The following is a 21910-nucleotide window of genomic DNA, read 5'->3' on the forward strand; positions in this document are numbered from 1 at the left end:
CTCCTGCTGCGATATTGCCATCTACTTGTCGGAAGGTGGCAGAAGAGTGCAGTGGATGAAATTAAGCGAACAAAGCGTCTATGAAAACCGTTGGTTCAAGGTCAACCTCGCGGACGTGGAACTGCCCGACGGCCGGCATCTGGACCATTTCCTCATCCGTCTCCGCCCGGTTGCCGTCGCGACCGCCGTGAACGAGGCCAACGAGGTGCTGATGCTCTGGCGGCACCGCTTCATCACCGACAGCTGGGGCTGGGAGCTCGCTGCCGGCGTCGTCGAGGACGGCGAGGACATCGAGACGGCCGCGGCCCGGGAGATGGAGGAGGAGACCGGCTGGCGGCCGGGCCCCCTCCGGCATCTGCTGACCGTCGAGCCGTCCAACGGGCTCACCGACGCCCGTCACCATCTCTACTGGTCCCAGGGGGCGACGTACACGGGCCATCCCCAGGACGACTTCGAGTCCTCGCGCCGCGAGTGGATACCCCTGAAGCTGGTTCCCGACATGATCGCCCGCGGCGAGGTCCCGGCCGCCGGCATGGCGGCCGGGCTGCTGATGCTGCACCATCTGCGGCTCGGCTGAGCCGGTCAGCCGCCGACCGCCTGCCAGACCGCCACCACCAGGGCACCCAGCGCGGTGAGCGCGGCGACGGCGGGCAGCGGCCATTTGGTGTGCTCGAGCGCCACGACCCGTGCGGAGAGATCATCGAGATCCCGGTCGATCCGGTCATGGCGCTGGGCGAGCAGGGCGAGATGCCCGTCGATCCGGGCCAGGCCGACGTCGAGAGAGCGGCGCAGCTCGGCGAACTCCTCGACGGCGGCTAAGTGATCGGGGTCGGTCCTCACGGATTGCTCCTCCCGGGCGGTTGTCCGCTTGTCCCTCGAACTCGCGGTCCCGAGTCAACCCGCCCTGGTCGAAGCAGGGGAGCGTGTGCGCACGGCATATGCGGACACGCTCCGCACACCCCGTGCGAAACACCCGCGCCCATGGGGGCTCAGGAGTACGGGTAGAAGCCCGACCCCGTCTTGCGTCCCAGCCGCCCCGCGTCGACCATGCGCTGCAGCAGCGGCGGCGCGGCGTACAGCGGCTCCTTGAACTCGGTGTACATCGAGTCGGCGACCGACGCGACCGTGTCCAGACCGATCAGGTCCGACAGCTTCAGCGGGCCCATGGGGTGGGCACAGCCCAGCTCCATGCCGTTGTCGATGTCCTCGCGGCTCGCGATGCCCGACTCGAACATCCGGATCGCTGACAGCAGATACGGGATGAGGAGCGCGTTCACCACGAAGCCCGAGCGGTCCTGGGCCCGGATCGCGTGCTTGTCCAGCACCTGCTGGACCACGGCCTCCGAGCGCTTGATCGTCTCCTCGGACGTCGTCAGGGCCGGGATCAGCTCGACGAGCTTCTGCACAGGAGCGGGATTGAAGAAGTGGACGCCGATGACCTGATCGGGACGGGAGGTCGCGACCGCCAGCTTCACCAGCGGGATGGAGGACGTGTTCGATGCGAGGATCGCGTCCGGGCGGGTCACCACCTGGTCGAGCACCTGGAAGATCTCGGTCTTCACCTGCTCGTTCTCGACGACGGCCTCGATGACGAGATCCCGGTCGGCGAACTCCCCGAGATCCGTCGTGAAGCTCAGCCGGTCCAGCGTCGCGTCCCGCTCCTCCTCGGTGATCTTGCCGCGTTCGGCGGCCTTGGCGAGGGAGTTGTACAGACGCGTACGGCCGATCTCCAAGGCCTCACCGGTGGTCTCGGCGACCTTGACCTCGAGTCCGCTGCGGGCGCAGACCTCGGCGATACCGGCACCCATCTGGCCACAGCCCACCACTCCGACACGGGATACGTCGGCCACAGTCTCGGTCACATCGTGCCTTTCGCTGATCTTCACTGGTCTTCAGTGCGGCAGGTCCCCCGTATGGTTCCGGCGCCCGCCTCGACCCCACGACGTTACTCCGCCGGTACGTGTGCTCGGAGGGCCGGGGCTGCATGCTGTGTGATGACAGTGAGTGAAGACGTGGACACGGTGCAGCGAAGGGTCGGTTCATGAGGCAGTTCACCCGGAGAGGGTTCGTCACCAGGGCCGGTGCGCTCACCGCGCTGGGCATGGCGGGGGACACGGCCACCGCCGTGGCCGCCACGGCTGTCGGGGACGGGCCGGCGGAAGAGGCCTCGGCACGCCCGGCAGGTACGGTCCTTCGGCGGAACACCCGGGGCTTCCGCGGAATGTGGCTGGCCACGGTGACCAATCGCGACTGGCCATCGAGGGCCGGGCTCGGTGCGGACAGGCAGCGAGCCGAACTTCTGGCCCACCTCGACACGGCAGTCGCCCGGCGGCTCAACACCGTCGTCTTCCAGGTCCGTCCGGCCGCCGACGCCCTGTGGCCCTCACCGTACGAGCCCTGGTCGCAGTGGCTCACCGGCGTGCAGGGGCGTGACCCGGGCTGGGACCCGCTGGGCACCGCCGTGCGGGAGGCCCACGCCCGGGGACTGGAGCTGCACGCCTGGTTCAATCCGTATCGCGTCGCCACCCACACCGACCCGACGCGGCTGTCGAGGAACCACCCGGCGCGACGGAACCCCGCATGGGTGGTCGCGTACGGCGGAAAGCTCTACTACAACCCGGGGCTGCCGGAGGTCAGGGCCTTCGTCCAGGACGCGATGCTCGACGCGGTCGCACGCTACGACGTCGATGCCGTCCACTGGGACGACTACTTCTATCCGTACCCCGTGAGCGGGGAGACGTTCGACGACACAGACGCGTACCGGAGATACGGCGCGGCCTTCCCCAGCAGGGCGGCCTGGCGCCGTGACAACATCGACCGGCTCGTGCGCGAGACGGCGGAGCGGATCAGGAGAACCCGCGCCGGAGTGCGCTTCGGCATCAGCCCCTTCGGAGTCTGGCGCAACCGCGCCACCGACCCGCGCGGCTCCGACACGGCAGCGGGAGTGGAGACCTACGACGATCTGTACGCCGACACGCGCACGTGGGTGCGCGAGGGCTGGATCGACTACATCGTGCCGCAGCTCTACTGGCACATCGGCATGGCCGCGGCGGACTACGCCCGGCTGGTGCCGTGGTGGGACCGGGTGGTGCAGGGAACCGGCGTCGACCTCTACATCGGCGAAGCGCTCTACAAGGCGGGAGACCCTGCCCAGCCACGGGCCTGGCAGGACCCGGACGAGCTGTCGCGGCACCTCACGCTGGCGGGGAGGTACCCGAACGTGCGCGGGCACTGCTTCTTCTCGGCGAAGGAGGTCGTCGTGGACCGGATCGGGGCGATGGACACCGTGGTGGCCGATCACTACCCGACCCGGGTCCGGTCACCGCGTGAGCGCCTGGTTCAGGCGTTTTCCTGGGGGTGACGTACGACGGAGTCAGGGCCTGGCGACATCAGGCACTCGTGGCCGTCCTGGAAGCGGACGCGGTACGGGGGTGTGCCGTTGTCGCCCAGTACCTCGACGACTTCGGCGACACGGTCGTGCTGACCGACGATCCGGCCGTGCACGAGCAGCTGGTCGCCCACACTCGCTTGCATCGGGAGTGACCTCCTTGAAGGGGCGCGGTCGGTACCCCTGAGTCTACGTCCCGGGGCGTGATGTGCATCACTCTCCGGACGGGTGCCGGGCGCGGGCGACGGTGTGCCCGGCCGGATCGCGGGCGGGCGCTCAGGCGCTCGCCCGCTGGGTGACGGCGATGCAGACGAGTACGGCGACGGCGGCGGCCGGGGCCGCCGGGGAGAGCTGTTCGGAGAGCAGGAGAACCGACCAGACCAGGGTCAGCAGCGGCTGGGCGAGCTGGAGCTGACTGGCCTTGGCGATACCGATCGACGCCATGCCGCGGTACCAGACGTACAGCCCGAAGAACGTCGATCCGGCGGCCACCCAGACCAGGCCCGCAATGCCGTGGACGGTCAGCCGTACGGGTTCGGCCATCAGCGTGACCACGGAGCCCGCCAGGGCGAACGGCAGACACAGGACCAGCGCCCAGCCGACCACCTGCCAGCCCGGCATCAGCCGGGCCAGCCGCCCACCCTCCGTGTAGCCCGCAGCGCACACCAACAGGGCACCGAACAGATAGAAGTCCCCGGTGGAGAGCGCACCACCGCTCTGCCCCAGCGTGAAGGCGATGACCACCGCTGCACCGGTGAGGGCGGAGGCCCAGAAGGTCCGGGAGGGGCGCCGTCCCGTGCGCACGGCCGCGAAGACGGCGGTGGTGAGCGGGAGCAGGCCGACGACCACGGCGGCGTGCGAGGAGGTCGTGGACTGCAGCGCCAGGGTCGTCAGCAGGGGGAAACCCACGACCACGCCTCCGGCGACGACCGCCAGGGAGAGCCGGTGCCGCCGATCCGGGAACGGCACGCGGAGGACGAGAAGGAAACCGCCGGCGACGACGGACGCGAGAACGCTCCGCAGACACACGAGCGACCAGGGGCCAAAGGATTCCAGACCCCAGACGGTGGAGGGGAACGTGAGCGAGAAGGCGACGACTCCGAGTGAGGCGAGCAGTGTGCCGCCGCGCGCTGCGGCCGGGCCGTGGGTCGCTGCCCCGTGCCCGGCGGGGATGGGGGCACCGGTCGCGGCGGAGCCACCGGCCGGTGTCGGGGCGCTGCCACCCACCGCTATCGGAGGGGAAGGAATAGCGCTATTCTGTTCCGTCATGCAAGAGCGTAGCAGCGTCGGTGAACTGGCAAGAAAGCTCAAACAGGAGCTTGACCGCTACTCAGTAGGTGAGAAGCTGCCGTCGAGCCGCGCCATCGTCGATCGCTATCGCGTCTCTCCGGTCACCGTGTCCCGTGCCCTTGCCCAGCTCGTCGCCGAGGGGCTCGTCGTCACCCGGCCCGGCTCCGGTGCATTCCGAGCCCGGCCCCGTGCGGCCGCACCCCCTCCGGGCGACACCTCATGGCAGGAGGTCGCCCTCAGTGCGGACGCGGCGACCGAGCTGGTGCCGAGGGCGGTGGATGCGTCGGGCGTGCTCGTCACCCTCGCCGCGCCGCCGCCCGGTGTCGTCGAGTTCAACGGCGGCTATCTGCACCCGTCACTCCAGCCCGAGCAGGCCCTGGCCGCCGCGCTGGCCAGGGCGGGCCGTCGTCCCGGCGCATGGGGCCGGCCCCCCGTGGACGGACTGCCCGAACTGCGCGAGTGGTTCGCCCGCGGCATCGGTGCCGGTGTCACGGCGGCCGATGTGCTGGTCACCGCGGGCGGTCAGTCCGCCCTCACCACCGCACTGCGTGCGCTCGCCCCGCCCGGCGCACCCGTGCTCGTCGAATCACCCACGTATCCGGGCATGCTGGCCATCGCCCGTGCATCGGGGCTGCGACCGGTCCCGGTGCCCGCCGACCCGCAGGGCGTACGCCCCGACCTCCTCGCCGCCGCCTTCGCCGCCACCGGCGCCCGGGTCTTCGTCACCCAGCCGCTCTTCCAGAACCCCACCGGCGCCGTGCTCGCCCCCGCCCGCCGCGCCGAAGTGCTGCGCATCGCCCACACCGCCGGTGCGTTCGTCGTCGAGGACGACTTCGCCCGCCGGCTCGTCCACGACGGCGCCGGCCCGCTGCCGCCCCCGCTCGCAGCGGAGGACCCCGACGGGGTCGTGGTGCACGTCTGCTCGCTGACGAAGGTCACTTCGCCGAGCCTGCGCGTGGGCGCGCTCATCGCACGCGGACCCGTCCTGGAGCGACTGCGTGCCATCCATGTCGTGGACAACTTCTTCGTGCCGCGCCCCCTTCAGGAGGCTGCCCTGGAGCTGGTCGGTGCTCCGGCCTGGAGTCGTCACCTGCGTGCAGTCGCGGGGGAGTTGAAGGACCGTCGCAACGCCATGGTCGCAGCCGTGCAAGGTGTCCTCCCCCAACTCGCCCTGGCCCACGTCCCGTCCGGCGGCTACCACCTCTGGCTGCGCCTCCCCGACGGCACCGACGAGTCCGCCCTCGTCTCCGCCGCCCTCCGTGCGGGCGTGGCCGTCGCACCCGGCCGCCCCTACTTCAGTGCCGAACCCCCCGCCGGGCACGTCCGGTTGAGCTTCGCCGGCGTCGCGGGAACGGGGGAGATCGCGGAAGGCGTCCGTCGCCTGCGCACCGCCTGCGACGAAATCCCATGACGCCGTGCGTGGCGCACGTCGCTGACAGTCCGCTCCGTTGCTGCGAAAGTGCGCTGATGAACGATGACGCGACGATCACCTCCGGTGCGTACGAGATCTCCGCCGACCCGGCGCGCCTCGACCTTGCCCGGATCCACCACTGGCTCTCCACCGATGCGTACTGGGCCCTCGGCCGCAGCCGCGAGAAACAGGACCGGGCTATCGCGGGCTCGCTCAACTTCGGGGCCTACGACAGGGTTTCGGGTGAGCTGGTCGCCTACGCCCGGGTTGTCACCGATCACTGTACGTTCGCGTGGCTGTGCGACGTCTATGTCGACAAGTCTGCCCGCGGCAACGGTGTGGGCACCGCCCTGGTCGAAGCCGTCCGGGACCAGCTGGCTCCGCTCGGGCTCCGCCGGATCCTGCTGGCCACCGAGGGTGCCCACGGCGTCTACGAGAAGGCCGGATTCATGCCGCTCAGGGAGCCGGGGAAATGGATGAGCCTCGGTCTTGAGTGAACTCCCGTTAACGGTCAGTAACCCCTCTTGACCTGGGGCGCCCACGGCACCACGATCCCGCCATGAGTGTTCGGGTCACCCTCGTCACCGCGGCGCGCTGCGCCTCCCGGCTGGCCGAGCGCTTCGACGACGACCGGCCGCTGGACCAGGCCGGCTGGCACGAGGTGCAGCTCGCCGCGCACGCGCTCGTACCCCTGGGCGCGGCCGAGCTGCGCTACTGCTCGCCGACCGCCCGCAGCCGGGCCACAGCCGATGCGCTCGGCTTCGCTCCGATGGCCCAGCCTGCGCTGAGCGACTGCGACATGGGCCGGTGGCGTGGTCACACCCTGGCCGAGGTGGCGGCCGTGGAGCCGGCCGCGGTCGACGCATGGCTCGCCGATCCCCGCTCCGCGCCGCATGGCGGGGAGCCGCTGCTGGGGTTCATCTCGCGGATAGGCGGCTGGCTCGACACCCGCCCGGCGGACGACGGCAGTTCGGTCCTTGCCGTCGCCGAACCCGCGGTCGTACGGGCCGCGCTCGTCTATGCGCTGAAGGCCCCGCCGTCGACGTACTGGAATGTCGACGTTCGTCCGCTGTCCACCGTGGTGCTGACCGGCAGGTCGGGCTGCTGGAGCCTACGCCTGGAAACCGGCGGCTGAGCAGCGGCGGCCGGCGCGTTCCCCGATCACCATCACCACGCTCCCCGACGTCCCCGACTCTCTCATCCGCGTCATCAGATGGCGTACGGCCCAGCCGACGGCGCCCGTCGCCAGCCCCGGCCCGTTCGCGTACGCCGCCTCCGTGCGCAGCCAGCGCAGCCCGTCCGCGGCCGCGTCCTCGGTCACGGGAATGACGAGGTCCAGCAGTTCGGGCCGGAAGGCCGCCTCGGTACGCGGCCGCCCGATGCCGGGGATGGGGGAGGGCAGCCCGGTCGTGTAGGTGTCGCAGCCACTCGCCCAGGCCGGGAAGTACGCGGAGTTCTCGGCGTCCACGCCCGCCACCCGCGCACCCGGGCCACCCCGTCCGCGCGCATGCCGCCCGAGCGTCGCCGTCGTCGTGCCTGTTCCCAGCCCCGCCACCAGCCACGCCGGATCCGATGCCCTCGCCGCCGCCAGCTGCCCGTACAGCTCCTCCGCGAGATCGGGCAGCGGGCAGCGCCCGATCGCGCGCTCCGAGTCGGTGAAGTGGTCGAGGAAGTGCCCGCCGACTCGCGCCGCCAGCCCGCGTGCCTCGTCCTGGATGTCCGCGGGGACCGAGGCGATGCGCCATCGCCCGCCGTGCCGCTCCACCGAATCCCTGACCGCCGGGGGAGTCTTGGCCGGTACGAGCGCGATGAACGGCACCCCGGCGCGACGCGCGCAGTACGCACCCGCAACGGCCGCGGGCCCGCCCGTCCCCATCACCACCGGCATGCCCTCGCGCACCGCACCGTCCAGGACCGCCTCGCACAGCAACGCCCGGACGAGGCGATGCTTGAGCGTGCCCGACGGGTGCGCGGACTCATCCTTGATCCAGAGCTCTCCGAACCGTCCGGCCGCCCCGGGCTGCAGGAGCAGCGGTGTCGGGCGCGCGTCCGCGCACAGTTCTCGTACCGCTTCCGCTGCCCAGTCGCCGCTGTCCACCCGCACCATGCGACCCATGATCCCGCCGGGCACCTGGCAGCCCGGGCAGACGGGGCGCGCGACACGGAGGACACCCCGGCTCGGCGGACACCGCGCGGGGTGACATCCCGCCCGGGGCACGGCCGGGGGCGGCGGTTCGGCCGGATGCAGGGTGACGGCCCCACGGCACTCGCGGTCGACCCCACAGGGCGACCGCCGGGCGGTGCCGGACCTCTGGTGCCGTCGACGGGCGGGCCGGTCGACGGCACCGCTGCCGTGTGAGCGACGGGCGGCGCCCCCCGGTGTGTGCCGCCCGTAGGGGCGAGGGTGCGTCAGCCGAGGGGTCCCCGTCCGTGCCGAGCCGGTGTGGACGTCCAAGTCGGCGGGCTCGGTCATACGGTCGTAGGTCTGTGCGCCCTGTTCGATGTCGCCGTGCGCCCGCCTGTTCGGCTCTGGTCAGGCGCCGACGGATGCGCGCCGGATCGCGTCGAGCGCGCGCGTCACATCGTCGTCGGTCGTCGACCAGTTGCTCACCGAGATCCGCATGACGCGACGGCCGCGCCAGGTGGAGCCGCTGATCCACGCCGTGCCGTCGTCGAGCAGCCGTGTGAGTACTCGTTCCGTGCGTTCGTCGTCGCCGAACTCGGCGCAGACCTGGGTGAACACCACCTCGTTGAGGACTGTCGCGCCGTCGATCCGGGCTATGCCGGCGGCGAACGCCGAGGCGTGCCGGCACAACCGCTCGACGAGGCCGGCCACACCCGATCGGCCGAGGGACCTGAGTGCCGCCCACACGGTGAAGGCTCTGCCGCGCCGCGAGAGCTCGGGGACCTTGTCGACGGGGTCGCCCTGTTCGTCCTGGATGAGGTAGTCGCCGCGCAGGCCCATCGCTGCCCGGACCGCGAACGGGTCGCGCACGATGGCGAGGCCGCAGTCGTAGGGGACGTTCAGGGTCTTGTGGGCATCCGTTGCCCATGAGTCGGCATCCGAGCTGCCCGCCGTCAGATGTGCGTACGCCGGGGAGGCCGCCGCCCACAGTCCGAAGGCGCCGTCGATGTGCACCCAGGCGTCTGCCTCGCGAGCGGCGCGGACCGTCTCGGCGAAGGGATCGAAGGCGCCGGAGTGGATGTCTCCGGCCTGGAGGATCACGATCGTGGGGCTCTGCCCACCGGTCGCCAGGGCGCGCCGCAGGGCCGCGGGCTCGATACGTCCCTGGTCATCCGCCTTCACCGGTTCGGGTCCGCCCAGCCCGAGGTAGCGAAGCGCGAGGTCAATGGCCATGTGGCGGTCCTCGCCGCAGATGACGCGCACAGCCGGGCCACCTGCGAGTCCGTCGCGGGCGACGTCCCAGCCTGCGCGCCGCAGCACCTCGTCGCGCCCGGCGGCGAGACAGGTGAAGTTCGCCATCGTCGCGCCTGTGGTGAAGCCGACGGCACAGTCGCTCGGCAGCCCGAGCAGATCGAGCAGCCACCCGCTCGCGATGTCTTCCACGGCCGTGTACGCGGGCGAGGCCGCGCGCATCACGCAGTTCTGGTCCCAGGCGCTGACCAGCCAGTCCGTGGCCAGCGCAGCCGGTTCGGTGCCACCGACCACGAACCCGTAGAAGCGGCCGCTGGGAAACGCGGTGAGCCCCGGTTCACAGGCCGTGACCAGCAGGTCGACGACCTCGGCGGGAGGGCTCGGACCGTCGGGCAGTTCGACACCGAGCGCGCGCACGATCTCGTCGACCGAAGCGCGGGCGGGAACCCGGCGTTCCGACAGACTCGCCAGCCAGCGGACGGCATGGGCGTATGCCTCTCGGAGCGCCGTCTCGCGCGCGTCCATACCTCGGACTATGGGGCAGTCACCGCCGCCACGCAAACACGGTCACTTCCATGCGCTCTCCACCCGGCGGCCCAAGCGATGAGTGAGGGACGGGTCACGGATCCGGGGTGGGCCCCTGCGTGCCGTCCGCCCCCGACACCGGATCGCCGCGGTGAAGGCGACTCCCAAGCAGTCGGCTTTCGGCCCCGCCACGCAACTGCCGCAGAGCCGCGGGTCAGGCTCCGGGCGTCGCTGTGGTCGGCGAAGCCCGCCGACCACAGCGCTCGGCCCCACACGGCTGTGGCCGGGCACCGCGCCGGTCCGTCCGGCCGACCCCGGCGCCCAGGAGGCGGACCTGCCCGGTTCCGGGAGGCATGTCGCAGACCGCGACGGCTTCGTCGATGCGGACCCGGTCAAGGCTGCGAATCCGTGGGTCACCATCGCCCGACTACGGCAGGGGGCCGAGCCCGCCCTCCAGGACGGTCCGGGGGATCGGGGGGCGGCCCCGGAGCGCGAGGAGTTCGTCGGCGAGCGCCACGATCCGGAGCGGGTGCGGGTTGCCGCGCACCTCGATGGAGGCCGCCGACAGGCTGCGCGGTACGGCACCGGCGTCGAGGAGGACGCGCCAGTCCTCGGTGCCGAGTTCCAGGAATTCCAGCCCGGTCAGCTCGGCGATCTCCAGCGGGTCGGCGAGGGTACCGGGGTAGGCGGTGAGGGTCCGCAGGAGGGGCAGACCGATGACGGGAGCGAGGCTGAGCGGCGCACCCTCCCACACGCCGATGGACAGGACCTCCAGCGCGGGGTGGGCGGCGGCCTGGACACTGCTCAGGCTCCGGATGTTGACCCTGGCCACGACCGGCGGCTCGTCCTCACGACGGACGCCACGTCCTCGGCTGCGTCGGTTCATCACCAGATCGGTGAGGGAGTCGGCGACCAGATCGGCGCCGATGCCCTCCTCATGGCTGAGGATGATGATCTGCCCGGTGTGCCCCCGCGGGCCGGGTGTCAGGTCGACCGCGATCCGGTCGCCGCCGCCGTTGTCGCCGAAGGCGATCCAGCCGGGTGAGCCGACCAGCCCCTGCACCGCGGCGTCGGGCGGGGTGACGACCGCGGCCATCGCCGCGAACTCCCATCGGGACGGGCGGGACGGCGCGTCGGCGATGTACAGGCCGTCCAGGGGGAAGAGCTCGCAGCCGACCGCTCCGAAGACGCGCTCCGCTCGCTCGTGGTCGTCGCCCCAGTCCTGCCACCGCGCCCGCGTCACCCGGTAGAGCACCTTGAGTTCTTCGGGCAGTGCGACGCCGAGGCGCTCCTCCGTGGCGGTGATCTCCGCCTCGGTGGCGCCGATGGCATCGGGGAGCCGCTTCCGGAGCCTCCGTTCCAGCAGCGCCGGATCCGCCGTCGGGGCCGGCGCCGCCCCGGGCATCGGAAGGGGAACGCGGCGCCAAGGTTCGGGGACGGAGTCCTCGACCAGGATGAGCGAACCCGGGTACGGATTGCCGATGCCGGGCTCCACGGCGGGGCTGGGACCGATCAGATGGAGCACGGTCCTCCCGCTCGGTGAGATCTCCGCCGTGAACGAGATGTCGTCGGCGCCGGTGTCCGCGAGCGCGCTCCGCACCCGTTCCACCGCGTCGAACTCGTCCTGCATGTCCTCGATCCGGGCGGCTCGTCCGGGTGACGGCAGCCGTCGCCGCAGGGGCAGACTCCATCCGTGCAGGCCGATGCGCCCTGCCACGTGGCGGCCCGGAGCGGCGAGGCTCTCCGCGTTGGCGGCCCGCAGGAGCCGCAGCACGGGCTCCCAGGTCGCGAAGTCGTGCATCGAGGGCAAGGACGGCCTCCAGGCGTTTTCGGAGAGAAGCAGGGGGGAGTGGGGTGTCGTTACGGGGGATATGACGGAAGGTCACCGGGAGGGCCGACTTCACGCGCTCCCCGGGACCGAAGCGCTCATCCCGGACGCTCCGGGCCGGCCCGGTCGAACACGCCGGGAATGAACGCCGCAAGCTCCGGTGACGATCCGAGGGCCAGTGGCGAGCCAGAGGACACGGTCGGTCGACGAGCCGCCTCTCCTGCGGGGCGGAGCAGATGAGGCCGAGCGAGCGCGGGGCGCGGTGCCTCGCGAACGGCCAAGTCGTCGCTCATGGACACATCGTGCCGGGCACGACTGACAGTCCCACCGCCGAGCGCACAAGAAGGAACGTGCGCCTGGCTGCGCCTGCTGCCGTCGCGCCGGCTGACACCGGTGGTCGTGTGCTGCCTCATCCCTCCGGAGGCCCCGAGGCCGACCCGCCGACCGGGGCGCCCGGGCACGAGCGCCGTGACGGGGCGCTCCGGTCGGCCCGACCGGCCGAGGACGGCGGTCGACCTCCGCCGGGGCACGGGGGAGTGACCGGCTGCGGCATGCCGGACTCCTCGGCGGTCCGACCCCGATGGAGCGCCGGGATGCCGGCGGCATGCCGGAGGCGGTCACCTGCCGGCAGCCCACCCCGGGACCGTGGGCAGCACCTTCTCGGCGACACGGAGCAGCACCGTGTCGTCCGGCACCACGCCGTCCGCGCGCCACAGGGTCACCTCGAAGGAGCCGCCGCTGTCCTTGGTGTCCTGGGCAATGGTGAGGGCGCGGGCCGGGACGCCGGGGCCACTGTTGGCGTCGCTGCCGTCGATGCGGAAGCTGATGCTGATGGTGCGGTCCGAGTAGAGGGCCGCCGGGCGGCCCAGAACCGTCCGCTGCACGCCGTCGCCCATGGGTCCGGAGAAGCCGGCCACCGGGCTGCGGTCGTAGGTGGCCGCCAGCGTCACGGTGTAGGTCCCGAACTCGACCTGGGCCGAGGGAGTGGCGATCTCCTTGCCCTTGGCAAGCTCGAAGGAGCCGTCGCTGCCGACGGCGGACTTCGCAGTCTCCTCCGGCGTGCCCAGCAGCTCAGCGAGGTCGGGACGGTGCAGCGCCTCGCACAGCTGCGCCCCGGAGACCTGCCGGGGGGCCTTTCCGGACTTCCCCGGCTTCTTCTCGGGCTCCCCGTCCGAGCAGGTGGCAGGCCGCGGTTCGCTGGGCGAGGACGACGTCTCCCCGAGCGCCCACAGACCGGCACCGAGTGCCGTCACCACTGCCAGGGCCGCGACGGCCTGCCCCCACGCGCTCGGGCCCTTCGTGCGCGCGTCGATATCGTCTGCCATGTCCCCCGCCTGCCGTGATCCCCCGATACGTGCCCGGGGACCTTAACCCGTGATCATCAGGCGGACAAGGAGATTGATTGTCACCGCGCCGGGACCCCTCCGCCCCGCGCGGGCCGCGTACGCGGCACACCGGGGGAGATCCGTCACCGCGTGTCGCGCAGCTGAAGCAGGTACGCCGCTGTCAGCGCAACGGCGCGGTCCTCGTCGTGCGACAGCTCCACGAGGGCACGTGAGGCCGTCGTCCCCGGGATGCCCGCCAACGCCTGGGTCAGCCGTCCGCGTGCAGGAGCTTGAGTGGTGTCGTGGGCGAGGCGGTCGACGAGTCCGGTCGCGATCTGGTCCGCCGTCGCATCGTCGCTCGCCAGTACGCTCAGTGCATCGGCTGCATCGGTGTCGTTCTTCCCCTCCACGATCATCTCGATGAGCGTCGGGACCGCATCGGCCACTCCACGTGTCCCGAGCGTCAGAGCCGCATACCCGCGGACGACGACGTCGGGGTTCGCGAGAGCCTCCCACAGCTGCGCGTCGGCCTCATCACCGGGCAACTCGGCGAGGGATCGTACGGCACGTTCCCGCACCGCCGCCTCCGGTGAGGCGAGGCCCTCCGCCAGCAGCGCCGGGCCGCCGTCGCCCGATCGCGCCAGCGCCCATCGAAGGGCTCCGGCGACGTTCGGCTCCGTCTCGCTCAACACCGCCTCGACCAGGGCCTCCACCGGCACGGGAACCTCGTCGACCGAGGAAAGAGCCGCGCGCTGGCGCGCGTCGGCGCTCTTCGACCCCAGTGCCTGGAGGAGCGCAACGACCTGGAGGACGTCCTCCCAGCAGGCAGGGTCCGAAGCATCGATTCGGCGCAGCCGCGTGAGCAACTCGGTCTCGGCCGCGATGCGTTCGCGTGTCTGACGGATGAGGTCGCCGACGAGCGCCGAGGGCGTGAAGCCGGGATCGTCGAGCGCGCGCCCGATCTCACGCAGCGACAGCCCCAGCGACCGCAGGCTCTCGATATGGAAGATGCGCCGGATGTCCTCCTCGGCGTACTCCCGATATCCAGAGCCCGTACGACCCGAAGGCCGCACCAGACCGAGCGACTCGTAGTGCCGGAGCATGCGGGCGCTGACCCCGGACCGTCGCGCCACCTCACCGATCAACACGTGTCCTATCGTCCCTCCTGGCCGGACCCGCCGAGAACCACGATGCGGTTGGCCTCCTCGATCGCGAACTCGAATCCGGCATCCGGCTCCCGCAGCAGCCGTTGTGTGGCGAGCGCGTGCGCGCACACGCGCGGGTCGGAGGCCGTCGTCGCAGCACGCAGAGCCGGCACACTCACCTCACCCAGCGCGACCAGCGCCCGGCTGAGACTCAGCTGCGTCCGGCGCCCACCGCGCCCGAGCTGCGTCGCCAGCACTGTCGCCAACGCTGACTCCTCACCTTCCGGCACGAGCACGACCGCGGCCCGCCAGGCGCTCCGCGCCACCTCGTCGTCGGCGTCGGACAGCAGCGCCCGTGTGATCGCCGGCCACGCCTGCCGGTCCCCGATCTTGGACAGCGTGTGCAGCGCCTGGCTCCGTCCCTGCGCACGCTCCGAGCAGACTTCGCGGAGCAGTTCGGGAAGCGTCAGGGACGCCGGGTGGCGGGTGAGCGCCCAGGTCAGCATGTCGCGGACGAAGAACTCGGGCTCGATCGCGCATCGCTCGACGAGCTTGTCGACGAAGCGCGGGTCAGGCATCGTGCCGACCGCCAGAGCAGCCCGCAGTCGCACGGACGGACGGCCGTCCTCCAGAGCCTGGAGCACCCGTACCGCATCCGTGTCCTGTGTTGTGATCGTCATCGAGACCACCTCCTCGGCGAGCAGTGAAAGCCCTGTCACCGTGTCAAGGTCAAACAGGGCCCTGCTCAGCGATCACCAGTCACCTGCTGCTGCGTCCTGTGCCATCGACAGTCGGCCCCGTGCCATCGATGGTTGAGTGAGATCATGGACAGCTTCGAGATCAATGAGAACTTGGTGCGCTCTCTGGTGCGTGAGCAGCATCCGGACCTTGCAGGGCTGGCCCTGCGTGAGGTGGTCGGCGGTTGGGACAACCAACTGTGGCGTCTCGGAGACGAGTTGGCCGTGCGCATGCCACGCACGGAGCGTGCGCCGTCCCTCCTGCGCAACGAGCACAGGTGGCTGCCCGCCCTGGCCCCGCGTCTGCCACTTCCGGTCCCGACCCCCATGCGGATCGGTGAACCGTCCACACGCTTCCCGCGGCCATGGACCATTGCGACATGGGTTCCCGGCGAACCAGCCGACCGTGACCCCATCGGCCACGACAGCGCGGCCGACACTTTGGCGGGCTTCCTCAAGGCACTCCATGTGGAGGCGCCCGCAGATGCACCGGTCAGTCAGGATCGCGGCGTTCCCCTCAGAACGCTCTCGGACGGTTTCGAAAAGGGACTCGAAGAAGTCGCCTCCGGAGGCGATGCCACTGACCTCCAGAATGTCCGGGACGTCTGGGACGAGGCCGTTGCGGCTCCCGATTGGGAGGGCCCGCCCGTATGGCTGCACGGCGACCTTCATCCAGCCAATGTCGTCGTCTCGGACAGGACGCTCTCGGGCGTGATCGACTTCGGTGACATGTGCGCCGGCGACCCGGCGGTCGATCTCGCGGCTGCCTGGGTGCTCCTTCCCGCGGGGACGGCTGCACGGTTCTTCGACGCGTACGCACACGCGGACAAGGCGATGATCCGGCGCGCACGAGGGTTGGCTGCCGCGAAGAGCCTTTTCCTCATCCTCGTGGGCAGGGCCGGGGAGCGGGGCCTGCCAGGCGGCAAGCCGACATGGGGACCCGCGGGCCGGGCGGCGCTTGACCGTGTTCTGGCATCACTCTGAGGGCGCCCGCCGGGGATTACGGGACAGCCCTCAGGAGGCCGGCAGACCTTTCACGTTGCTCAGTCCTCAACGGCCCCGCTCGAGGTTCGTTGCCAACGGACACCCAGGTCACCCGAGACCGCGAGCGAATCGGACCAGATCACCTGAGACGGGGACCGGATCCTCGGAGACGGGACATTGATCGTTGTCACCGAAGACTGATGACCAGGAGATCCGTCTCACCGAAGGTGGAGTGACTGTGGCGCCGGGCTCGATCACGCCAAGCTGGTGGTCACTGATTCCGCTTTCCTGGCGTGAACGGGCCGGACACGGGGGCTGCACATTTGTCGACGACGGTCTTCTCGCCGGCCGCCGAGCCCTCCAGACAGAGCCGTCCGCCCTTGTCGCGCAGGTCGAGGAAGAACCGTGTGGTCGCACCCGACTGCTTCAGGTCGTGGATGCGTTCGTCGACGTAGCCGAGGTCGTTCAGGATCGTCCTGACCTTGGCGGGGGTGGGATCCACCAGATCCCAGAGCGCCTGGACGATGCGCTCCTCATGGAGGTTGCTCGCGCACCAGTCGCGAGCGTTCAACTCCACTTCCGGTCCCGCCGTGGGGGCGACGGGCTCGATCGGGTTGCTCGGCGGTGTCACACCGGGCGGCAGCGTCACCGCCGGACCGGTCGGCGGCGCCTCTGGCGGGGCGCTCGGAGGACACGACTGCTCGACCTCGTCCAGTATCTCCGTGAGGCTGGGCCGGGCCTCGGCGGTGTCAGCGGGCTTGCTTTGCCGTCCGCCGGTGCTCGTCTTCTCGGTGCCGCAGGCGGCGAGCGCCAGAGCGGCAAGAGCTGTTATCGCGAGCGTGTGCCGTGGGCGGCGCGGGGAGCGGGCAACCGTACTGGTCAGGGCCGGGGTTCGTCTCATGCGCCAAGTCTGTGATCAAGCCGCCCCCTGCACGTGAGTACGCGTACTCACGTGCAGGGGGGTACTCGCTCAAACTTCGATGAGACGTGACCGAACTTCAGTGAGACACGACAAGCAGGCTGGAGCCGTGAGGACGGACAGCGTGGTCAGGCTCCGGACAGTCCGGCTCGCCGTGACCGTCTGTGCACTTGTTGCCTCTCCGGTCCTCCAGGTGACTGGATCTCCTTTGCGCCGCCCCATGTTGAGGAGTTCGGCCGGCTGTAAGCCTCACTTTCCGAGAGCCGGCCGGGGTGACTCATGATCCCCCCGGTCACCTGCCGGACCCCTGGCGAGCGAGGGCCCGACAACGCGGACACGGCGTCGGCGCTGCGGCCGCGAAGGTAGTCACTGATGATCTGATAGCTGCCCTGGTAGCCAAGCTCTTTGAGCTCGGCTTGCAGGTGAACCGCATGGGTGTGGCTCTGGGCCCATCGGCTGTCCAGGTAGGTCTTGTGGTGATCCAGCTGGCTGGGCGGTGGTTGCCGCCGGCCGCCGAGCAACTCTCCGGGGTTGCCGCACGGGGCACCGGCCGACCGTGGGCCCACCCATGTGCAACCAGCGGGCGATCTCCCGGATTCCGTGACCCTGGCCGATGATCGCATCGCCTTGTGTCGAGCATTTGACACAAGATCCCGACCGAGGCATCTTGTACCCATCGCTTGATACAAGATGATCTGGGGGGATCTCCATATGCTCGATACCGTCCCGCTCCAGTCCCGGTTCCTCGACCACGCCGACTACTACGCCCGCTGGTCCGGTCTGGGCATCGGCATCGTGGCCGCACAGCAGTTGGTCACGATGGAGAGCGACGACATCACGATGCCCCTCGTCTTTGCCATCACCGCTTTCGGCCTGTGTGCGGTGGGCGGTGTCCTGCTCGGTGACGCCCTGACCCTGCGTCCCCAGGAAGCGGTACGCACCGCGAGTCTCGCCCCGCGCCTGGTCCGCAACCAAGTGCCGCCCCGTATGGCGCCCCTGCTTCTTCTGCAGGCGGTGTCCCTCGTCACCCTGCTGGTGATCGGTGCGGTCACCGCTTCCTCCGACCCCGACCGGATAGGCGGAGCGGGGCGGGTCATGACCGTCACCTGCGAAGGGCTGCGCGCTTCCGCCGGTCCCTGGCCGGGCCTGTACTACAGCGGCCCGATGTTCGCCGCCCTCGCGGTCGCAACTCCCGCCTGCATCTGGGCCCTGCGCCGTATCGCCCATGGCCCGGGCGACGACCAGCAGCGCCACAACCGCGCGTGGGCGATCACCGGAGCCTGGGGGCTGGTGGTGTCGAGCCAGGTGCTGCTCGTCGTTCTGATGACCCTTGTCGCGCTCACGGAGAAGGACTGCGCCGGCCCGCTGGGTGCCGCCACCATCGTGGTGATCTGCCCCCTGGGCCTGCTGAGCCTGTTCACCTTCGGATGGTCCCTGGTCACCGTGGTGGCACCCAGGGCGGTCGACGACGAGGCAGTCGACGATGGGACTTTCGACGATGAGTGACGCCGCCGTCCGCGTCGACACCACCAGCCAGGTACCGCCGTACGAGCAGATCCGCGCGCAGCTGGCCGCGCTGATCCGCATTGGCCGACTGGCCGAGGGTGAGCGCCTGCCGACTGTGCGTCAGCTCGCCGCCGACCTCGGTCTCGCGCCGGGCACCGTGGCTCGCGCGTACCGCGAGCTGGAGGCCGCCGCGCTGATCCGCACCCGCCGTGGCGCGGGCACCCGGGTCGCGGCGCTCCCGTCCGGGCCGCACGCGCACGATGCCGACCAACTCGCCACTCTGGCGCGGAACTTCACCTCCGCCGCCCGATCGCTCGGCGCTGGCACGGACGACATCCTGGCCGCCCTCCGTGACGCCCTGGACCCGGGGCCCGCCTCCTCTTCGGCCGCGGCCGACAGCGGAGCGGATGGCCCCAGGACGGCCGAGGTGTCGGCGCAGGCCACAGGCGTCAGGAACAGACTTGAGGAGCAGGCCCAAGCCACAGACGCAGGTCACAGCGGTTGGGACTGAGCGGCCGAGTTGGCCCTTTCGTCACGCGTGGTGACCACCCGTTCGCGCCTCGCCCCAGCGAAGCCGAGCAGCTGGGCCATCCAGCAAGACTGGCCACGGCACCGGAACACGCGCACGAATCCGCTGTAGACAGCCAGGCGGACCCGCTCCGTCCCGGGAAGGTCCGTCGGTGCTGCTGAGGCGTTCTCGGTCACCCCTGTGGTTCCTTCGCTGGTTGAGGCGATGGTGTCCAGGGTGCGCCTTGAGGGAGGCCAGGGGGCTTGATGGCTCGTGCGGCATTGGGACATGGCGTCTCCCGGAGAACGCGCCACCTACTGGCGGTTCCCGGGCTCGCGCTGGAGGTCATGGCCGCCCGCTTCGAGCAGTACGCGTATCCGCTGCACGTCCATGACACATACTCCGTCGGCGTCACCGACGACGGAGCGCAGTCCTCTCGTGTGCAGCAGTCCTTTCTTGTGCAGGGGAGAAGGGCCCGTCAGCGCGGCCGGGCCGGCTCGGCCCTGGCCCGAGCCGTGGTCCGGCTCGATGTCGCCGTCGCCAAGAACGCACTCCGATTGGTCATCAAGTGACCTCGCGCAGCCGAACCCGATCCGCCGGGACCGAGTTCTGAAGGTCATGGTGGGTGACGCAGGAATGGTGCGGTAAAGCGTCAGGTAAGTGCCAGTGTTCGGGCAGTTCTGGGCGGGCAGGAGCTGCGGTTTGGCGTGGGCACAGAGCTGGGGTCGCAGGACGCGGTGCGACAGCTCACTGGAGGGCATGAAATCCGCTCAGTCGCAACCCTCCGGAAGTCATGAAATTCTTCAACTCGCAAATCCGCCAGAGGGCACAAAATTGTTCAGTCCGCAAATCCGGCAGAGGGCATACAGTCCGTTCGACCGCAACGGTATCGACAAGAAACTCCAAGCTTGACGGCGTCGTGGAGTTTACTTATGGTCCAGTCGTTCAGGTTCCCGCCGATCGATATCCGAAGGTGTTCATGAGCGCGCCTCCAACCTTGCCGAAGTCCAGGCAGCAGTTGATTCTTGCCGTTCTTATGTTGTGTTCGCTGCTGATTTGGCTGGAAAATACCGTCCTGAGTGCTGCGCTGGAGACACTTGCGGACCCGGTCCGTGGACTGGGGGCCAATCCCGGTCAGCTGCAATGGGCGACCGGTTCGTACACTCTGGCCTTCGCCACATTGATGTTCACGGCAGGCGCATTGGGCGATCGGTTCGGCCACCGGACCGTGTTTTCCAGTGGGCTGGTGATCTTCGCCGGGTCATCGCTGTGGGCGGCGTACGCAAGCGACGTGGGTCAGCTGATTGCAGCTCGAGCTGCGATGGGGGTGGGCAGCGCGCTGATCACGCCCGCCATGATGGCCATCCTTATGTGGACCTTTACTGGCTCCGCGCGGGCTGCCGCGATCGGCATTTTCTCGACGTCGGCCGGGGTCGGAATGGCTGTCGGCCCGGTGCTGGCCGGATTCCTGCTCGATCATTTCTGGTGGGGCTCGGTCTTTCTGATCAATGTCCCGGTCGCGGCATTGACGTTGGTCGGGCTCGCCGTGCTGGTTCCGAATTTCCGCAGCCCCACTCTGCGGCCACTGGACCCCGCTGGAATGCTGCTGTCGATCAGTGGGCTCGTGGCGTTGGCCTACGGGCTGATCCGGGCGGGGCAGGTGGCGGTGTGGAGTCGTACCGACGTCTGGGCGCCGATCGTTGTCGGTCTGGTTCTGCTGGTCGTTTTCGTACTCGTCGAACTGCGTGTCAAGGTGCCCAGCTTTGATCCACGACTGCTCGCGCAACGCACATTCGGTGGCGGCAATGTGGCGCTCGGATTGCTGCTCTTCGGTGTGGCCGCCATCACCTTCTATAATGCGTTCTACCTGCAAGGCGCGCTCGGATTTCCGCCGATGAAGGCGGGTTTGGCCAATATCCCGACCGCATTCGGCGCGCTCGCGGGGGCGCCCCTTGCCTCGCGCCTGGTTCGCCGCCTGTCGCTACGTCTCGTCACCGTGCCGGCGCTAACCGTGGCCGCGCTGACCATGGGCGGGTACGGGTTCCTCGGACTCCACACTCCACTCGTCTGGATCGAGATCCTGTTGTTGATGCAGGGTCTCTCGATCGGCATGGTGATCGGCCCCGTTACGGCCGCATTGCTCAGCAACCTGCCGCTGGAACAGGCCGGTGCAGGATCGGCCGTCACCAACACCGTGCGACAAACCGGCAGTGTGATCGGAATCGCAGTAGGCGGCACGATCATGTCGATCATGTACCGACGTGCGATCGAACCTTCGCTGGAGGGTGCACCCGGTCCGGTGCAGGATCAGGCGCGAGTCTCCGCCGAACAGGCCCGCCACGTCGCCACCGCTGTCCACCGGCCCACTCTTGCTCAGGCTGCTGACGATGCGTTTATCGATGCCATGCACGTCGGCGCGGGCTGGATCGCGGTCATCGCACTCCTCGGAGCAGCTGTGCTGCTGATTGCCTTGCCTGCTGTCGAGAAGAAGAAGGATCCGATACCGGAGCCGAACTACGAAGAGGCCCGCAGCTCCGTCTGAGAGTGTGATGGCAGAACCCGGGCTCAGGCCCGCCGCAGGGCAGCATCGAATACCAGCTTCCGCAGCTCAGGGGGCACATTGGGCGCATCTCGCCAAGCGTCTGCGATCGCGAGAAGTGCCTCCCGCACGAGCTCGGCAGCGATGCCGGGCTGACCGGTGTCGATTTCGGCGAACGGCCGCTTGCCCGTGTCACGGCGGGGCCAACAAGGGATCCGAGGGGTCGACTGCAGATCGTCGTCACAGTGGTCGTCGACCTGACCGAGGACCAGCTTGAGCGGGCCCGGCTGCGGGCTGCGCATGTGCTGGAGGCTGAGACGAGGTTCCGGGAGGGCCACCAGGCGCGGGTCCTGCCGGGTGAGCCCCGGTCTGCCTACGATCCGGACCGCACGACGCCGACCCAGCGCCTGAGTTGGGCGCGTGCGGTGT

General features: G+C 70.0%; 21 protein-coding genes and 1 pseudogene. 10 read left to right on the forward strand and 12 right to left on the reverse strand.

Annotated features, from left to right (window positions below; all coding sequences use genetic code 11):
- Nucleotides 1-46 precede the first annotated feature (46 nt).
- Nucleotides 47-577: an NUDIX hydrolase gene (locus AC068D_RS22725; RefSeq protein WP_478824865.1), complete on the forward strand. Its 531-nt coding sequence runs from the start codon at nt 47-49 to the stop codon at nt 575-577.
- A gap of 5 nt (nt 578-582) precedes the next feature.
- Here AC068D_RS22725 and AC068D_RS22730 read toward each other — a convergent pair whose 3' ends face one another.
- Together AC068D_RS22730 and AC068D_RS22735 are read right to left on the reverse strand one after the other, a co-directional pair.
- A complete protein-coding gene (locus tag AC068D_RS22730; RefSeq protein ID WP_478824866.1) occupies nt 583-840 on the reverse strand; it encodes a hypothetical protein in 258 nt (85 codons plus the stop codon).
- Nucleotides 841-989: 149 nt separating this feature from the next.
- A complete protein-coding gene (locus tag AC068D_RS22735) occupies nt 990-1850 on the reverse strand; it encodes a 3-hydroxybutyryl-CoA dehydrogenase (RefSeq protein WP_478825059.1) in 861 nt (286 codons plus the stop codon).
- A 191-nt stretch (nt 1851-2041) separates the two neighbouring features.
- Here AC068D_RS22735 and AC068D_RS22740 point away from each other — a divergent pair, with 191 nt between their 5' ends.
- Nucleotides 2042-3361, forward strand: coding sequence for a glycoside hydrolase family 10-like protein (locus AC068D_RS22740; RefSeq protein WP_478824867.1), 1320 nt, complete (start codon nt 2042-2044; stop codon nt 3359-3361).
- On the opposite strand, the gene AC068D_RS22745 is transcribed toward AC068D_RS22740, so the two are convergent.
- Together AC068D_RS22745 and AC068D_RS22750 are read right to left on the reverse strand one after the other, a co-directional pair.
- Nucleotides 3340-3534, reverse strand: a complete 195-nt coding sequence (locus AC068D_RS22745; protein WP_478824868.1) for a DUF1918 domain-containing protein — start codon at nt 3532-3534, stop codon at nt 3340-3342. The genes AC068D_RS22740 and AC068D_RS22745 overlap by 22 nt on opposite strands.
- Before the next feature lie 130 nt (nt 3535-3664).
- Nucleotides 3665-4657 carry a DMT family transporter gene (locus AC068D_RS22750; RefSeq protein WP_478824869.1) on the reverse strand — a complete coding sequence of 331 codons (993 nt, stop codon included), beginning with the start codon at nt 4655-4657 and terminating at the stop codon, nt 3665-3667.
- Here AC068D_RS22750 and AC068D_RS22755 point away from each other — a divergent pair.
- The 3 genes from AC068D_RS22755 (at nt 4656) to AC068D_RS22765 (ending at nt 7224) form a co-directional block, all read left to right on the forward strand.
- Nucleotides 4656-6089: an aminotransferase-like domain-containing protein gene (locus AC068D_RS22755; RefSeq protein ID WP_478824870.1), complete on the forward strand. Its 1434-nt coding sequence runs from the start codon at nt 4656-4658 to the stop codon at nt 6087-6089. The two genes, AC068D_RS22750 and AC068D_RS22755, sit on opposite strands and share 2 nt — an antisense overlap.
- A 56-nt stretch (nt 6090-6145) precedes the next feature.
- Nucleotides 6146-6586, forward strand: coding sequence for a GNAT family N-acetyltransferase (locus tag AC068D_RS22760; RefSeq protein WP_478824871.1), 441 nt, complete (start codon nt 6146-6148; stop codon nt 6584-6586).
- Nucleotides 6587-6648: 62 nt separating this feature from the next.
- Entirely contained in the window at nt 6649-7224 is a 576-nt protein-coding gene (locus AC068D_RS22765; protein WP_478824872.1) for a histidine phosphatase family protein, read from the forward strand.
- Here AC068D_RS22765 and AC068D_RS22770 read toward each other — a convergent pair.
- From AC068D_RS22770 to AC068D_RS22795, 6 genes are all read right to left on the reverse strand, one after another.
- Nucleotides 7201-8196, reverse strand: a complete 996-nt coding sequence (locus AC068D_RS22770) for a pyridoxal-phosphate dependent enzyme (protein ID WP_478824873.1) — start codon at nt 8194-8196, stop codon at nt 7201-7203. The genes AC068D_RS22765 and AC068D_RS22770 overlap by 24 nt on opposite strands.
- Nucleotides 8197-8622: 426 nt before the next feature.
- On the reverse strand, nt 8623-9990 hold the full coding sequence (locus AC068D_RS22775) for a pyridoxal phosphate-dependent decarboxylase family protein (protein ID WP_478824874.1): 1368 nt from the start codon (nt 9988-9990) through the stop codon (nt 8623-8625).
- A 427-nt stretch (nt 9991-10417) separates the two neighbouring features.
- A complete protein-coding gene (locus AC068D_RS22780; RefSeq protein WP_478824875.1) occupies nt 10418-11800 on the reverse strand; it encodes an SMI1/KNR4 family protein in 1383 nt (460 codons plus the stop codon).
- Between the two features lie 635 nt (nt 11801-12435).
- Nucleotides 12436-13143, reverse strand: a complete 708-nt coding sequence (locus tag AC068D_RS22785; protein ID WP_478824876.1) for a DUF6215 domain-containing protein — start codon at nt 13141-13143, stop codon at nt 12436-12438.
- A gap of 143 nt (nt 13144-13286) precedes the next feature.
- The gene (locus AC068D_RS22790) at nt 13287-14291 is read right to left on the reverse strand and encodes a MerR family transcriptional regulator (protein ID WP_478824877.1); all 1005 of its coding nucleotides are present in this window, start codon (nt 14289-14291) and stop codon (nt 13287-13289) included.
- Between the two features lie 5 nt (nt 14292-14296).
- Nucleotides 14297-14968 carry a HEAT repeat domain-containing protein gene (locus AC068D_RS22795; RefSeq protein WP_478824878.1) on the reverse strand — a complete coding sequence of 224 codons (672 nt, stop codon included), beginning with the start codon at nt 14966-14968 and terminating at the stop codon, nt 14297-14299.
- Between the two features lie 144 nt (nt 14969-15112).
- Between AC068D_RS22795 and AC068D_RS22800 the strand changes: the two genes are divergently transcribed.
- Nucleotides 15113-16009, forward strand: coding sequence for an aminoglycoside phosphotransferase family protein (locus AC068D_RS22800; RefSeq protein WP_478825060.1), 897 nt, complete (start codon nt 15113-15115; stop codon nt 16007-16009).
- A gap of 271 nt (nt 16010-16280) precedes the next feature.
- On the opposite strand, the gene AC068D_RS22805 is transcribed toward AC068D_RS22800, so the two are convergent.
- Nucleotides 16281-16910 carry a hypothetical protein gene (locus AC068D_RS22805; RefSeq protein ID WP_478824879.1) on the reverse strand — a complete coding sequence of 210 codons (630 nt, stop codon included), beginning with the start codon at nt 16908-16910 and terminating at the stop codon, nt 16281-16283.
- 729 nt (nt 16911-17639) lie between these two features.
- Between AC068D_RS22805 and AC068D_RS22810 the strand changes: the two genes are divergently transcribed.
- The 4 genes and pseudogenes from AC068D_RS22810 (at nt 17640) to AC068D_RS22825 (ending at nt 21484) form a co-directional block, all read left to right on the forward strand.
- Complete coding sequence (locus AC068D_RS22810) at nt 17640-18434, forward strand: hypothetical protein (protein ID WP_478824880.1); 795 nt, start codon at nt 17640-17642, stop codon at nt 18432-18434.
- Nucleotides 18427-18801: pseudogene (locus tag AC068D_RS22815) on the forward strand (GntR family transcriptional regulator); the annotation flags it as partial. The gene AC068D_RS22810 and the pseudogene AC068D_RS22815, both read left to right, overlap by 8 nt.
- A 407-nt stretch (nt 18802-19208) precedes the next feature.
- Complete coding sequence (locus AC068D_RS22820) at nt 19209-19514, forward strand: AraC family ligand binding domain-containing protein (protein WP_478824881.1); 306 nt, start codon at nt 19209-19211, stop codon at nt 19512-19514.
- Nucleotides 19515-19735: 221 nt separating this feature from the next.
- The gene (locus AC068D_RS22825; protein ID WP_478824882.1) at nt 19736-21484 is read left to right on the forward strand and encodes an MFS transporter; all 1749 of its coding nucleotides are present in this window, start codon (nt 19736-19738) and stop codon (nt 21482-21484) included.
- Nucleotides 21485-21507: 23 nt separating this feature from the next.
- Here the strand turns inward: AC068D_RS22825 and AC068D_RS22830 are convergent, their stop codons facing one another.
- On the reverse strand, nt 21508-21783 hold the full coding sequence (locus tag AC068D_RS22830) for a hypothetical protein (RefSeq protein ID WP_478824883.1): 276 nt from the start codon (nt 21781-21783) through the stop codon (nt 21508-21510).
- Between the last annotated feature and the right edge of the window lie 127 nt (nt 21784-21910).

The sequence above is a fragment of the Streptomyces sp. NPDC043861 genome (assembly GCF_056435905.1).